This is a genomic window from Epibacterium sp. ABV4_022 (assembly GCF_056159345.1).
In genome coordinates this window covers 861,634-875,326 of sequence record NZ_JBSWVA010000001.1, presented here as the reverse complement: position 1 = coordinate 875,326, position 13,693 = coordinate 861,634, and the positions used below count along the sequence as shown (strand labels likewise).

13 protein-coding genes, 1 tRNA gene and 1 pseudogene are annotated in these 13,693 nt (G+C 58.5%); 5 read left to right on the top strand and 10 right to left on the bottom strand.

The features are described from left to right. Positions 1–2: 2 nt before the first annotated feature. The 4 genes from ACXAF5_RS04215 to ACXAF5_RS04200 form a co-directional block, all read right to left on the bottom strand. Positions 3–1,202: a GntR family transcriptional regulator gene (locus ACXAF5_RS04215; protein ID WP_474947797.1), complete on the bottom strand. Its 1,200-nt coding sequence runs from the start codon at positions 1,200–1,202 to the stop codon at positions 3–5. Between the two features lie 435 nt (positions 1,203–1,637). Further along, positions 1,638–2,273 (bottom strand): NAD(P)-binding oxidoreductase, encoded by a 636-nt coding sequence (locus ACXAF5_RS04210; protein WP_474945646.1) that lies wholly within the window; start codon positions 2,271–2,273, stop codon positions 1,638–1,640. A gap of 150 nt (positions 2,274–2,423) precedes the next feature. Then, positions 2,424–3,329, bottom strand: a complete 906-nt coding sequence (locus ACXAF5_RS04205) for a DMT family transporter (protein ID WP_474945645.1) — start codon at positions 3,327–3,329, stop codon at positions 2,424–2,426. Positions 3,330–3,340: 11 nt separating this feature from the next. Continuing rightward, a complete protein-coding gene (locus ACXAF5_RS04200) occupies positions 3,341–4,315 on the bottom strand; it encodes a threonine dehydratase (protein WP_474945644.1) in 975 nt (324 codons plus the stop codon). 131 nt (positions 4,316–4,446) lie between these two features. On the opposite strand from ACXAF5_RS04200, the gene ACXAF5_RS04195 reads away from it, so the two are divergent. The 3 genes from ACXAF5_RS04195 (at position 4,447) to ACXAF5_RS04185 (ending at position 7,428) form a co-directional block, all read left to right on the top strand. Continuing rightward, positions 4,447–5,259: a helix-turn-helix transcriptional regulator gene (locus ACXAF5_RS04195; RefSeq protein ID WP_474945643.1), complete on the top strand. Its 813-nt coding sequence runs from the start codon at positions 4,447–4,449 to the stop codon at positions 5,257–5,259. Between the two features lie 800 nt (positions 5,260–6,059). After that, a complete protein-coding gene (locus ACXAF5_RS04190; protein WP_474945642.1) occupies positions 6,060–6,965 on the top strand; it encodes an alpha/beta hydrolase family protein in 906 nt (301 codons plus the stop codon). Positions 6,966–7,041: 76 nt separating this feature from the next. After that, the gene (locus ACXAF5_RS04185) at positions 7,042–7,428 is read left to right on the top strand and encodes a RidA family protein (protein WP_239318992.1); all 387 of its coding nucleotides are present in this window, start codon (positions 7,042–7,044) and stop codon (positions 7,426–7,428) included. 815 nt (positions 7,429–8,243) lie between these two features. Here ACXAF5_RS04185 and ACXAF5_RS04180 read toward each other — a convergent pair. Continuing rightward, positions 8,244–8,681 (bottom strand): VOC family protein, encoded by a 438-nt coding sequence (locus ACXAF5_RS04180; protein WP_474945641.1) that lies wholly within the window; start codon positions 8,679–8,681, stop codon positions 8,244–8,246. Between the two features lie 104 nt (positions 8,682–8,785). On the opposite strand from ACXAF5_RS04180, the gene ACXAF5_RS04175 reads away from it, so the two are divergent. After that, the gene (locus ACXAF5_RS04175) at positions 8,786–9,490 is read left to right on the top strand and encodes a helix-turn-helix transcriptional regulator (RefSeq protein WP_474945640.1); all 705 of its coding nucleotides are present in this window, start codon (positions 8,786–8,788) and stop codon (positions 9,488–9,490) included. 246 nt (positions 9,491–9,736) lie between these two features. On the opposite strand, the gene ACXAF5_RS04170 is transcribed toward ACXAF5_RS04175, so the two are convergent. The 3 genes from ACXAF5_RS04170 to ACXAF5_RS04160 all read right to left on the bottom strand — a co-directional run bounded on the left by ACXAF5_RS04170 (position 9,737) and on the right by ACXAF5_RS04160 (position 11,600). Beyond that, complete coding sequence (locus tag ACXAF5_RS04170) at positions 9,737–10,288, bottom strand: fasciclin domain-containing protein (RefSeq protein ID WP_239318987.1); 552 nt, start codon at positions 10,286–10,288, stop codon at positions 9,737–9,739. Between the two features lie 122 nt (positions 10,289–10,410). Then, positions 10,411–11,094, bottom strand: coding sequence for an anti-sigma factor (locus ACXAF5_RS04165; protein WP_474945639.1), 684 nt, complete (start codon positions 11,092–11,094; stop codon positions 10,411–10,413). Then, positions 11,091–11,600: a sigma-70 family RNA polymerase sigma factor gene (locus ACXAF5_RS04160; protein ID WP_370687459.1), complete on the bottom strand. Its 510-nt coding sequence runs from the start codon at positions 11,598–11,600 to the stop codon at positions 11,091–11,093. The genes ACXAF5_RS04165 and ACXAF5_RS04160 overlap by 4 nt, the downstream gene beginning before the upstream one ends. A gap of 130 nt (positions 11,601–11,730) precedes the next feature. Here ACXAF5_RS04160 and ACXAF5_RS04155 point away from each other — a divergent pair. After that, a pseudogene (locus tag ACXAF5_RS04155) lies at positions 11,731–12,058 on the top strand (IS3 family transposase); the annotation flags it as partial. 145 nt (positions 12,059–12,203) lie between these two features. Here the strand turns inward: ACXAF5_RS04155 and ACXAF5_RS04150 are convergent. Further along, positions 12,204–12,293: transfer RNA gene (locus ACXAF5_RS04150), tRNA-Ser, on the bottom strand. A gap of 366 nt (positions 12,294–12,659) precedes the next feature. Next, entirely contained in the window at positions 12,660–13,583 is a 924-nt protein-coding gene (locus tag ACXAF5_RS04145; protein ID WP_474945638.1) for a nucleoside hydrolase, read from the bottom strand. Between the last annotated feature and the right edge of the window lie 110 nt (positions 13,584–13,693).

Genomic DNA, 13,693 nt, shown 5'->3' with positions numbered 1-13,693 from the left:
CTTCAGGCCACTGTCGCATCGTGCCGTTGGATTGAACCATTCACGACCGTGTAGATCGGCAGATAATGAGTGCGTGGCGGTTCCTTGCTGCCCTTGATCCGCGCAGTGACAACCGTTTCGAACAGATCGAGTTTTTCGCGGTCCGAATTGCCGACGATGTCAAAACGGCTGACATGTTCGGACGGGACATCGACGCTGCCCAGAAGCAAAAGGCTGACATCCTCACCCAGTTTCAGGTTCTTTTCTTGCAATGCAGCATCCAGCAGCCGCCCTTCGACCAGCCCCCAGATGATCAAAGCGGTCGATGCAGCGGCATCCGGTGGGCTTTCGGGCAAGGCACCGACGAGGTCCGAGTGACGATAGGACCCCGGAAGCGCCGCTACGGTGTGCAGACGGGGATGCGGTGCGGGGCCTTCCCACCCGCTGAGCAGCAGAAATTCGCGCCGTGCCATTGCGATCTGGCGTGCGTCATGTGCAGACGTCAAAAAGCCGATCCGACTATGCCCCCGATCCTGCAGCATCCGGTATCCGACCGACAGCGCTTCGCGCCAGTTGGTTCCGATGACATCGGCATCTATGCCCGTCAGCGACACACCATCGACCACGAGCGCATCGGCACAATCAAGGATACGCGCAAGGAACCTGACCGAGACGACCTCGAAATTGGTCTGCAAAAGACAGCAACGAAAGCGCCCCTGACGTTCCAGAAAGCTTTCGCCCTCCGCCTCATCGACGAAGGCTTTCATTTCCACGCGGTAGCCGTTGCGCCGCAGGCGGTTAACAAGCTCCACCAGTAGCCTGCGGGCCAGACGGCTTTCAGAGGCTCTGTAAAGGATCAGACAATCGGCATTGAAGACGGCTTCGGGTTCATCCGGCTGCTGGGCGATATGCAACCCCGCGCCCGGTCGAGCAGTTATCTGACCGTCCTCGATCAGCGGTGCGAGCACCCGTTCTACGACCCGCTGCGAGGTGCCAAACTCGGACATCAAGTCGCGCACCCGCGGCAGCCGATCACCGGGCTGCCCCTCGGCGATCTTTCTTTTTAGCTTGTTCCTGACTGCGGCGTCCTTGGACATCTTGCTCTTAGTTTTCATGCTGGGCCAGTGGCGGGGCCTGTCTTCTGTTTCGCCAGAAAGAATAGTCCGATGCCCCCTCGAAATGAAAGCGCGGCCCATGACATTGATGAAATCTTGGCTTCGCACTTTGGCCAAAGTTAATGCGCGAGGAGCCCAAATCTACTCAGCCGATCCACGATCAACCGGAGTACGCAATGCTCTGCAATGCATTGAAAGAACTTATAAGTTCCATCTAGACACCATCAGATAGAAGAATCTGCCCCTTTCGAAGGGCGGATCTGGTTCAGGTTTCTCGGACTTTCGTGCAGATCGCAGTAACCCTTAGTCATGGCTTCACACCGGACTTGCGGCGCGGCATCGGGTTGCAGGGATACCGCACCTCGTGCCCGACGCCAGATGACATCAGCCAGCCCTAAGCGGACACGGTCCGCATGGCACTTCGCCCTACCAGCATTCGAAGCTGGGCGGGAAGAGGGTCTTCGCTGCGTGCGGTACTCAGGTCCAGTGTGTAAAAAGAGCAAACCTATCATGACAGAATGTCGAACCAGCCTTAACCGTGGCCTATGCATCCGACCTCGCGGGCGCTGACACGCCCCACACAATGTGCCCAGACGATGCCCCTTGTACGGCATCCACAAGAAAATGAGCCAAACTACGACGGGAAACCGATGATCCTGCCTCGGGCAATGCCCCATTCACCGTACGATACTCCGTCTCATCGGCGTCGGTTAGAAAACCGCATCGCGCGATGGTCACGTCAAGATCGGCGGCCTTCAGGATCTGCTCCATCAGGCTGGCGCTTGTGACAACACTGCGCACCACGATCTTCAACAAGCGGTCAATCCATCGTCGGGGTGGAAAGAGAAGCGCACTCGACGTGACGACGACCTTTTTGAGACCGGTTTGCCGAGACGCTTCGACAATTGCGCTCGCTGATCGATAATAGATGGATGTCGCAGTCTTGGTCGGACGTCTGCCGCCAAGAGTTGAAATAACCGCGTCCTGACCGCGGAAGACCGCGGTCAGAAACTTCGGGTCGCAAGGGTCGCCGACCACGACTTTCAACCTGTGATGCCTTAGCTCCGGTCGTTTGGCTTTGGACCGGACTACAGCAGTGATGTGAGCGCCTTCATCAAGTGCGCGACGCAGCACATGTACCCCAGTGCGTCCGTTCGCGCCGAGAATGACAAGTTTCATTATCTGCCTTTCTTTATTTGGCCCGGGTTGCCCCGTGCCGAGACTTTCATTGCGGGAACCGGAAAACCCGGAACCAAGGATGGGGAGCCGGTCACGTTGGTGTCCGGCAAGTTTTCCGGTGTACTTAACAATCGCCAGGCGCGTACAAGTTCACGCCCGACGCGCGACCCAAACTCCAAGGATCGTCAGCCCCGCCGAAAGCGCGATTGGAAAAGTCAACGGCTCCGCAAACAGAACAGCCGCCAGCAGCACACCCACGACGGGTTGTCCGAATTGCAGCGGGGCGACCTTGCCTGCTCCGACCTGGCCAAGCGCCCAGAACCACAGGACATAGCCTACCACCGTGACCAGAAGGACCAGGAACAAGAGCGCCAGAACACTGCTGTGACTGACCTCCATCCAGTTCCATGCAATTGCACGTGGGCCGATGAACGGGAGAAGGACAAGCGAGCCTGCAACCAGGCTCCAGAAGGGTGTGGGCCACTGTCCGATACGCCTTGAGGATCGGCCCCCAAAGACGTAGCCGACGCTTGCAAACAGCACTGACAAAAGAACGGTAAAATCACCAGCGATGCTTGAGGATGCAGCCGACGCTGTTGGCGCCCCTCGATAGAGCAGCAAGAACCCAACGCCGGTGATCGCCATCGCCGCCCCGATCCACCATGTGGACCGAGGCCAGCTTCTGGTGATGATAAAGCTGACAAGACCCGTGAATACCGGCGCTGACGCGAGGATCAGTGATGCGTGCATGACCGAAGTATTCGCCACGCCTATGCTTAGCAGCACGGGATAGGCCGCAAAGCCCGCGACCCCTCCGACAAGAAGCTCTATTCGTACGGACAGGTCACGTGGCAAGGCGGACCAAAAGCGGCCAGCCAGGGGGGTCAGAAAAAGTGCTCCGAGGATGGTCCTTAATCCGCCGATGAGATCGGGCGGCACATCGCGCGCGGCAATCGCCGTTGCTGCTGGGCATGCCCCCCAGATTATGACAGCACCGATGGCCGCCAGTGCGGGGAGAAAGGCGCTGGCTGGGGATCTCGTATCGCAGTTTGACATCGTCGTCCCCCTCAGCACGCTGGCGTGCGGCCATCGAGAACCTCGGCGAATGCATGGAGGTCGATGTTTGCGCCGGTTTGAATCAGCCCCACCTTCTTTCCGGCGAAGCGGCTTTGGTGCTTCAGCAATGCAGCAAGGGGCGCGGCACCAGCCCCCTCAACGAGATTATGCGTATCGGTGTAAAGCGCGCGCATTGCTTCCGCGATTTCGCGATCACTGACTTTTAGGACGTCACTCGCTCCAGATTTGATGATGTTAAACGCCTCAGGTTGCGGCTCCCGGCACGCCACACCATCGGCAAATGTTCTGGCCGTCAGTGTCGGCACCGGCCTCCCGGCCTCGAAGGATTTCGAAATGGCCGCAGCCCCTTCTGCGACCACGCCAATGATCTCGGTTTTTCGTCCGAGCATGTCCCGGACAGAAATCAGCCCACAAATTCCCGACCCCATACCGATGGGGACCAGCACAACATCCAGGTCCGGGTGAGTTGTAAACAGCTCCAGAGCATAGGTGGCGACACCCGCAACAAGGTCGCGATGAAACGAGGGAACGAACTGGTAGCCGCGTTCCGCAGCCAGCTCCAATGCGATGGCACGGCTGTCATCAAAGTCGCAGCCTGCGACGATGACCTCGCCACCGAATGCGGCCATTGCATCATTCTTGCCTACCGAATTTCCCTCGGGCACCACAATGGCGGCCGGAATACCAACCCGGCCGGCCCCCATAGCGATGGATTGACCGTGGTTCCCGCGCGTCGCGGTCACAAGACCCTGCGGCAAGGCGCCCCGCCGCCGGAGGTTTTCGACGAACACAAGCCCGCCACGCGCTTTGAACGAACCGGTCGGGGTGTGGTTCTCATGCTTGACCACAACATCTACCCCAGTTCGGCGTGCAAGAAGCGGCCAGGAATACGCCGGCGTCGGCAGGACGGTTTCCTGCACGATGTCTGCAGCCTGATCGAGTTCCGAGCGTGTGCACAATTCCATTTGCGGTTTCCTTCTCAATTTGCCTCTGCGTATCCGGCGACCGCCGGGCCGGCTTTCACAAATCTGACGGAAACTTCGTCAAGCGGCTTCGGGATGATGATTGTTGTCCAGCTTTCCGCTATCAAGGCCCCATGGTTGGTCTCAAAAATCCCAGGCGGAAACACGGCCCAAGGCGCTTGCATGCCGGACAATGGACTATCGAACTGCTGCCGCAGGGCGCATACGAAGTGTCCTTTACGCCCGGCTCATGCATCGTGGGTTTTGCTTTTGACCCACAGAAAGGGACGCATGCATTTGCCTCCGACAAACGCCGAAATTTCGAAACTGGGGCCAACACTCTGGCTCTGATCCCGGCTGGGTGCGATGTTTTTTCTTGCTCAGATTCTGGTGGTGAGTACCTGCGGCTCTCCGGCGCCGGCGCGGAAGGACGACTTGCCAACGCCCGGCGTTTCAGCGACCGCGTGGACCGGCGGGCAGTCTCGGCGGCCTACAGCCTGCGTCGCCAGATGCTGCGTGCAGGCCAGGCGGACCCTCTGGAGTGCGAAGCTCTGGCAAGCGAGATTGCCACCCGGGCCGCGCAGGACCTGGACAAGGCAGGAGCGCTTCCGAGCGACGCACGCTGCATGACCGGATTTCGCATGCGCCGTATCAATGATCTCATCGAGGACAGGATCGGTAGTGGTCTGACCGTTTCAGAGCTGGCCGATGCGATAGGCCTGTCCCCCGGCTACTTCACCAGATCGTTCACCGCTGCGGTCGGACGGTCCCCGCAGCAATATATCATTGATCGCCGTCTTGCACGCGCCCGTGCCTTGCTCGCAGACTCGACAGAGCCATTGACTGCCATCGCTATTAAATGCGGATTTGCGTCACATGCGCATATGACGGCCCAATTTCAAAAGCGGCTAGGCCTGCCGCCAAGCCATTTCGAAAGGCGTCGCTGAACCAGAATGCTGATTGCCGTTGAAGGTATGGCATCTTTTTCTACCACCTGCAGGGAAAAGGCGCTCCGTCAGGCCAGGCATTTCACTCCTTATGCAATCCGCGTTCGGATTTATACTGACTGTTCGCCAACATACGCGGACACTTCGGCCCTCAACACACCCCTTGTCGTTACAATTCTGAGTTTTTGTGCGTCTTGCGGGCACTCTTCGCGTCCGGGATGCATGCGCAGCCCTTGGGCCCCGCTGGTAGCTCCGACTTTGCAAAGGGAGCTCTCTACGCTTCCCTTTCATGCGACCAGGGCGCAGCATTTGGTAAAGTGGGGTTCTGCGCCCGCCTTCGTTTCGATCCGCATGAATGGCAGCTGTCGTATTGGGTCAGAATTGCATGACGCGGCCGTTCCGTTCCCTCGGGTTTTGGCCGCGGATTGGGTCAAAGGTGTTCGACGTTCCACACAAAATTGTAAGACGTCAGACGAAATTGGCTTTTACGTCATAAACTGACCCAATCACCGAGAACCGGATGATTGTGGGCAAACCGCGAGTATCCGGTTCGCCCCCCTGACGTAATGCTTCGCTAGATCTTTAGAACGCCAATGCACGGAAAGCGCTTATGCTATGCTGGGATGGCGTCAGGACCGATTAAGTAAGTGTTTTGCGTCTGCAGCGAAGGGAACGTGTCCCGTGTTTGTGCCGAACCGGGCGCGTCCTTTTGTCGACGTCGGGAAATGTCCGAAACATGTGTCACACACTGCCGGCCTCTGTCGTCTTCGACTGAAGACACCACAACGGAGCTGGAGAAAATGAGCCTGGTAGGACGACTTTTAAACATATCGCTGACCGCGGTGAGCCTCATCGCCGTCGCGCCGGCCGCATTTGCGGAGACAAAACTGGACGTATTGCGGTCGTATTATGCTGTTGATCCGCATCTCCCATTGCACGTTAAAATTACAAGAGAGCACGACACCCCAAACAGCCGCGTTATCGAATACTCCTTTACCGGGTTCGACAATGAGCCGATCCGCGCCGTGCTGGAAATTCCGACCCCGTCGGGTGACGCAAGCGTGCCGATCGCGGTCCTGCTGCACGGAATTACGCAGTCTGCGGACCAATGGTGGCGAACGGATGATGGCCCGTACTCGTTTCCCGCGTCTCATCGTGCTGCGCTGTTGGAAAGCAACGTCGCGGTTATGGCCTTCGACCTGCGCAATCATGGGGCGCGTGTGCAATCGCACGATTTTCAGAACCCCTATACGTATCTCGAAGAGGGGTATCTTGAAGCCGCAAGAAAGATGATCGCGCAATCCGCAATGGATCTGACGCGTGGTCTTGACACCCTGTCGGAGTTCGAAGGTGTAGATGCGGATCGCGTTTCCATCGTGGGCTTCTCGCTGGGGGCGTGGGTGGGTTACATCGGTGCTGCACTGAACGAAAACGTTGAAAAGACACTGCTGATCGGGATGCCCTTTCTCGACGTGTCGGAGAGGCACACCACAAGTTTCACGGCACAGCATCTTTACGCCGGCGCTTTCAACGACCGATTGGTTCATTTCATCGGCGGCACGATGGACACGTTCTACGACGCCGAACAGATCGAGGGCCTGGTCAATGAAATCGGCGCGTCAGCACGTCTCACCTGGGTGGAGAGTGGCCATGATTTCCCGCATTCGACGGCCACCATCACCGCACAATTCCTGACCCCACAATAACCCAAGGTCTGCCCCAATATCTCACGTATCCTCTTCAAGGGAGGATGCGGGTGGACGCACAAACAAAGGAAGAAACATGAAAATCGTCCGACATCCCAAGGGGAGCGAATTTGAAAAGGAAATTGGCTATGCTCGGCTTGTTACGGCTGACAGATGGATCTTCGTCTCCGGTACGACTGGTTACAACTACGCGACCATGGAAATCGAACCTGAAGTCGAAAAACAGGCAGGCCAATGCCTGGAAAACATCGGGTCCGCCTTGGCATCGGTGGGCGCAAGCCTGCAGGACGTCGTGCGGATCAACTATTACCTGAAGCATGCAGAGGACTTCCCGGCGTGTTGGCCGATTTTGTCAAAGACGTTCGGGGCTCACCCACCAGCGGCGACAATGATCGAAGCAAGTCTGGCGGTTCCTGATATGTTGATCGAAATCGAAGTGACTGCTCTGCAACCCGACAGCTGACCGGATCACGCGCCCCTCCGGGCGTGGGCATCTTCGATCCTGCCTGAATTCTGCCCGGAGGGCGTACAGACAATGCCAACCCGAAATCCTCTGCGGTCCCCAACCCCGGTGAAGCGACGCGCGCTCTTGCGTGCGTCGCTGCTTGGTCCGACGGCACTCCTCGTACTTTGGATCTCTCTGAGCATCGTGACTATTCTCCTCGCCCAACTGGCACGACAGGCTCCTCTCGATCCACGAGTCCTCGAGGCCGTCGAATTTCTAGGCTTCGCATCCGCAATGACAACCTTGGTGATCGGGGTTTCCACCCTGCCTACATGCTTGATTTTTGCTGTCGCTCTCTGGACAGGTTGGGGAGGTTGGCTCACTGCGGTTTTTTGCGGTATGGCTCTTGGTTTTGCGATCAGTTGGGCACTTTTTGCGACGCCGATCGCAGGTCTTATTCTGATTGCCGCCGGAGCTATCTGCGGGCTCATCTCTTGGTTGGGCGCGAGGGTATGCGCCCCGGACGCCTTCGTTTTCAATCACACCTCGTAGCAGGCGGCCGAGTATCTTCGCCCTCAGCGCCCCGCACCGAACGAGGTTCACCGTGCTCGAGATCCCGGGTGTATTGGCGCCGCCAACACCGCTGACTTAGCCGTTTGGCCTTGCTCAGGTCGATCGCTGGAGGTGCGTTACACTTGGTGCACCCGCCGCGAGATGACGGTCACCGCGGCGCACAGAAGCGCGCCGCGGCTTCCATATCCTTGGTCTCAACGACGAAGTGTTTCTTCGGCTTTGTACGATGTCCGTTTAGATTGCGGTGCGTGTTGTGTGCGTCACTGACCGGTCAGTTTGAAAAACTCGATCAGCTGACCATTGGGGTCGGTGATCTTGAGCAGCTGGATACCTGGTTCCTTGATGATCTCCGGCACAGCTCCACCGGCGGCCATGGCGCGGACTTGCAGGGCCTCCAAATCGGACGATTGCAGGTAAGGGACTGCGCCCGACCCCGCCTCAGCCCCCGGTGCGTATTTGCTCCGCGACACGATTGCGAACCATCCGCCCGCCACCCCAAAGGCTACAAAATCCGGCAGCCCGATCACAGGATCGCTGTCGAACAGAACGCGATAGAAGGCTTCCGAGCCCTTCATGTCGTCGGTCGGCACATAGGCGCCCATGGCCATGATTGGCGCGGTTCCCGCTTGCTCCGCCGGTTCCGCAACAAGCGCTGTGGGCAGGGTTGCGGTGAGGGCGGTGGCAATGAAGCGTCTCATGTTTTGATCTCCGTTTTTTGTCTGCCCTGCTCTTACAGTGACTATGCTGACAGCGTGTTGTCAGCATAATGTCAGTATGGTCTGCTTCACCGAAAGGAGATCACATGCGGCGTGGCGACAGGCTATTTGAAGTCATCGAGGTTCTGAGACGTGCCAAGGGTCCGATCTCTGCCCAGTCCATTGGTGACGCGTTGGGCGTGACCAAGCGCACGGTGTATCGCGACGTTGCCGCGCTTATCGGACAGGGCGTGCCTATCAACGGCGAGGCCGGGGTCGGCTATGTGTTGGAGCCCGGCTTTCACATGCCACCGCTGATGCTGACCCCGGACGAAATCGAGGCCGTGACACTTGGAGTTCTTTGGGTTCAGTCTCGGGGCGAGCCCGAGCTTGCGCTGGCTGCTGAGAAGCTCATCACCAAGCTCGAAGCTGTCGCCCCGGCCAAGTACCGGACGTCGTTTCTTCACCCGGCGGTCAGCGTGGCGCCTGTCGCTCAGCCGGATGAGGTGCTTGGCGCCAGCGCCATTCGTCTGGCAATTCGGCACCGCAAAAAGATAGCCCTGAAATACTCAGACAACACATCCAATAAGACCCGTCGTGTGATCTGGCCTATACTGCTGGGGTATCGGGACACCAGTCGTATCATCGCCGCATGGTGCGAACTGCGAGAAGACTTTCGTTACTTTCGGACAGAACGGATCATTGAGGCGGAGGTTCTTGAAGACAGTATTCCGCGGCGAATGGACCTACTTCGCGCGGAGTGGCGCGATACGACGGATTCGGAACGGCAGCGCTATCAAGAGGGGGCTTGAGACGTTAGTTGCCGAACCAAAGATGGTCGCTGGACTTCGCATCGAGCAGTCGCTCGGAGGGGCGCAAGTACCGTGTACTGCGCGTCATCGATGACTTAGGCCGGGAGTGGATCGACACCTTGCCATCAGGGCAGCGCGTGCGGCAAAAACCCTGAACAGAGTGACCTGATAAACGCGGCCTCTGCGGGCGGCAACTCATCGGCTCCCACCGCCTGTGGCGGTGGGAGATCGTGACTGACGAGGGCCTTACTTCGGCACCAGAACCGAATTCACCACATGGATCACACCGTTGGACTGATCCACATCAGCCACGGTCACCATGCTGGCGTTGCCGCTTTCGTCAAAGATGTAGACATTCTCGCCCATGACTTTGGCCGACAACGCATCACCGGACACAGCATTGAAGTGGTAGAAACCGTCGCTGCTCGATTTTGCAGCCGCAATGATATCTGCCGACGACCAGTCTCCGGCCACCACGTGAGCCGTCAGAACCTTTTGCAGCATCGCCTTGTTCTCGGGCTTCAGGAGTGTTTCCACCGTCCCTTCGGGAAGTGCGGCAAACGCGTCATTGACGGGCGCGAACACGGTGAACGGGCCTTCGCCTTGCAGGGTTTCCACCAGATCGGCGGCTTTCACCGCGGCAACCAGCGTTGTGTGGATCGGGGAGTTGACGGCGTTCTCGATGATATTGCGCTCTTCCAGCATCGGAGCCCCGCCCACGGATGGGTTCATCGCGAAAGCCGCGGTGGCAAGCGCGAGGGCGGCGGTCGATGTGGCAACGAGTGTCTTGAATGTCATGGTCTTTCTCCTCTGTCAGGCGAGGCCGGGTGGCCTTGCGATGGAGAAGACACGGGGCGTGTGAGAAAGAAGTTTCACCAAAATCCAATTTTTTTTGGAGAAACTTGAAACAGGCCGTTGAATCAAAGGCTTGTCACGGGGCCTACCGCCAGAACATCGCCGGTCGGCGCACCTGTTGGTGAGCCCCCCGAGGGCTCATCGCTGATCGCCAGAACACCATTGGTCAGTTGTTGCGCCACGTCGGGTGAGAGTGTGAAACGCGTTTCGGCGTCATCAGGGAGCACCCCAAGAGACATCGGCGCATCGGAGCCCTCGGCAATCAACCAGAGCTCCAACACGCGGCCGGGGCGCGCATCGCCCGTTTCGCGCACCAGCTCAAGCGCTTTCGTTTCAGCGATGAACTGTGCCGCAACCACAAGCGTGCCGTCTTCCGCCGCGACGCTGGCGGTTAAGGTCGGCTCATAGGCCGTCTCCTGCAGCAGCGAAGGCATCAGCACGACAAAACCGACGATTATCGCGGCAGCAATGCTTCCGGCCAGCCAGGTCCAGAGCGGTCGTTTTCGCCTGATCGTTTCCGGGAAAAGTGTTGCCTGGAGCCTGTCCTTCACCATGGGGGGCGGCGGCACGGGCGAGATCCCATCGGCGAGGTCTACGAGAGACTCGTCCCATTCGCGCACGCGGTCCCGCAACGCCGCCTCTGCAACCAGCCGTGCCTCGAACGCCGCACGCTCGTCATCCTCCAGAAGACTCAGGACGTACTCACCGGCCAGGGCCGTGTCGTCGTTATGATCCTCTTCTTGGCTCATCGGCTCAGGCAGTCCTTCAGGGTCAGCAGGCTGCGACGCAGCCAGGTTCGCATCGTGTTCAGCGGCACATCGTAACGCGCCGCTAGGTCTTTGTAGCTGTCGCCGTCCAGATACGCCCGGCGCACCGCGTCCGATCTGTCTGCATCCAGTTCATTCAGGCAGTTGTTCAGCCTTTGTCGCTCTGATGAAGCAATGGCATCTGCCTCCGGTGTCGGCGCCCCATCCGACAGATCATGCACATCCGCGATGTCCACATTCACGGCCTTTTTCGACCGCAACCGATCAATGGCCGTATTCCGCGTCAGCGTGATCAGCCAGGTCATCGGACTGTATCCGTTGGCTTTGTATTGGTCGGCTTTGTGCCAAACCTTCACAAAAACCTCCTGGAGCGTGTCTTCGGCTTCTGCCCTGTCATTCAAGACACGAAGGCACACGCCAAAAAGTTTCGCAGAGGTCGCGTCATAGAGCAAAGAAAACGCCTCGCGGTCGCCAAGGCTCACACGCATGATCGCGTTCTCGATGTCATTCCCGTCCGTCAAAAGGCTGTGCTTCCTGTCGCCTGGCTGAGGCGACCATGCATCAACAATTCAGATTATGCCAGTTGTAATCCCGACGGAAACCTGGCGGCAAAGGACGATGATAGGGCAGCACCGATCCACACAGAGACGGCTGCCCGTTGGGCGTGCCGACGAGGATCGTCTGATGACCGACATGATCGAGCTGCCCCGGCAGTATGGTCGATACGAGTATCGTCGGATTGCCGCCCTGCTAAGGGGTGCAGGATGGTTTGTGAACGACAAGCGTGTCGAGCGTCTGTGGCGGGCTCAAACTGCCCGTTAAAGAACCTAAAAAGGGAAGTCTGTGGCTCAACGATGGCTCGTGTGTCCGGCTGAGGCCAGAATATCGCAGTCAGGTATGGTCGTATAAGTTTGTGCACCACAGGACGGATGACGGAAAGCCATATACGTTCAGGTGGCTCAAGAAGAGCGTGAGCGCGCTTCAAGCGTCTCGCTGCCAAGAAGGCAGACGCTGTAACGGGGGGAGAACAGCCGCTTTCGGCAGCAGTAAAGCCCTACCTCACTGATATATATGGGCTTCATTTATGGTTATGGCGGAGACGAAGGGATTCGAACCCTCGAGACGGTTTCCCGCCTACTCCCTTAGCAGGGGAGCGCCTTCGACCACTCGGCCACGTCTCCGCTGACCCGTATATGTGCCACCGTCAGGAGAGACAAGGCGTTTTTTGGAATTTCTGTGACGAACATCATCCCCGGAAATACGGAATGATTTACGAGGGCTTTGCGACCGCTTACACAGTGCGGCCTCGCTGATTGACCATACCGCTCGCCGCCTGCTCGGGGCTGTTTCCTGGCCCGAAACCGAAGGCCCCCGGCAACAGGTTGGCCACCCTCACCCAGACCCTCAAACCTGGGCCGCGGAAAGAGCAGAGTGACCCTATCCGCATTTGTGTGCCCCGATTTGCAGAGACGATCACGGGCTGACATCGGATCACGTGATCTTGCCCCCAACAGCCCGCGACGCTCCAGGCACCGATCAGGCTGCAATCAGGGCAGCAGTGACAGGCGCTTCAGGAACAAGGCCTTTACCGCATCGGCATCGACTTCCATCGCCACATGGGTTTCGCCCCGGGCATCATCCGCCAGCTGCGTCTTGCCAGAGGTGTCTTCCTCGACCGAAACCCCAAGCTTGACAGCGCGGGTTTTGAACAGATCCGCATGCGTGCAGGCGATCACTGCCGCAGGGTCATGCAGGGAACAGCCGTTGAGGTTTGCAACCTCCTGATAGAACTTGATGTAAAAGACACTCATATCCTTGAGCATGCCTCCCAGTTCCGGCGAGCGTTCCTTGATGGCGTCGAAATCCTCGGGGGTGCAAAGGATCTTGAGCGTCACATCCAGCCCAACCATCACCACCTTGCCCGCAGCGGCGGCAAAAACCACCTCGGCAGCGTGGGGGTCATGGTAGATATTGGCCTCGGCGTGGGGCGTGATATTGCCGCCTGCCTCAAGCGAGCCGCCCATGATGACGATGCGTTTGCAGTTTTTCACAAACTCCGGGTCACGCTGAACGGCAAGGGCGATATTGGTCAGCGGGCCCACCGGGCACACCACCAGCTCGCCTTTGTGCTCGCGCGCCATGCGGATCAGGAAATCGGCGGCCTCTTCAGAAACCGCCTGCCCCTTGGGATCGGCGGCGGGGATATCCCCAAATCCCTCGTCGCCATGAACATGGGCCGACGGTTCAAACGGCGGCAATACCAGCGGCTTTTCCGCGCCATGCGCGACGGGCAGCTCCAGATCGGCGGCTTCCAGCAGGCGCAGCGCGTTGCGGGTGGCCATCTTGGTGGTCACATTGCCAAAGATGGTTGTCAGGCCCAGAAGCTCGATATCCGGGGCGGCGGCAGCGTAGAAGATCGCCATTGCATCGTCGATGCCGGGATCCGTGTCGATGATGAGTTTCGTTGTCATTTTTTATACCTACGACTGATTAATCGAGCGGGTGTAGCACTTCTGTTAGCGGCAACTCAAGCCTGTCAGCGTTTCGAATATCCGACAACTGTATCAGAAAAATGCCCGCC

Coding starts and splice junctions, on each gene's coding strand:
- ACXAF5_RS04210 (WP_474945646.1), bottom strand. CDS start 2,273: ATGAAACTTGTCATTCTCGGCGCGAACGGACGCACTGGGGTACATGTG.
- ACXAF5_RS04205 (WP_474945645.1), bottom strand. CDS start 3,329: ATGTCAAACTGCGATACGAGATCCCCAGCCAGCGCCTTTCTCCCCGCA.
- ACXAF5_RS04200 (WP_474945644.1), bottom strand. CDS start 4,315: ATGGAATTGTGCACACGCTCGGAACTCGATCAGGCTGCAGACATCGTG.
- ACXAF5_RS04195 (WP_474945643.1), top strand. CDS start 4,447: ATGGTTGGTCTCAAAAATCCCAGGCGGAAACACGGCCCAAGGCGCTTG.
- ACXAF5_RS04190 (WP_474945642.1), top strand. CDS start 6,060: ATGAGCCTGGTAGGACGACTTTTAAACATATCGCTGACCGCGGTGAGC.
- ACXAF5_RS04185 (WP_239318992.1), top strand. CDS start 7,042: ATGAAAATCGTCCGACATCCCAAGGGGAGCGAATTTGAAAAGGAAATT.
- ACXAF5_RS04180 (WP_474945641.1), bottom strand. CDS start 8,681: ATGAGACGCTTCATTGCCACCGCCCTCACCGCAACCCTGCCCACAGCG.
- ACXAF5_RS04175 (WP_474945640.1), top strand. CDS start 8,786: ATGCGGCGTGGCGACAGGCTATTTGAAGTCATCGAGGTTCTGAGACGT.
- ACXAF5_RS04170 (WP_239318987.1), bottom strand. CDS start 10,288: ATGACATTCAAGACACTCGTTGCCACATCGACCGCCGCCCTCGCGCTT.
- ACXAF5_RS04165 (WP_474945639.1), bottom strand. CDS start 11,094: ATGAGCCAAGAAGAGGATCATAACGACGACACGGCCCTGGCCGGTGAG.
- ACXAF5_RS04160 (WP_370687459.1), bottom strand. CDS start 11,600: ATGCGTGTGAGCCTTGGCGACCGCGAGGCGTTTTCTTTGCTCTATGAC.
- ACXAF5_RS04145 (WP_474945638.1), bottom strand. CDS start 13,583: ATGACAACGAAACTCATCATCGACACGGATCCCGGCATCGACGATGCA.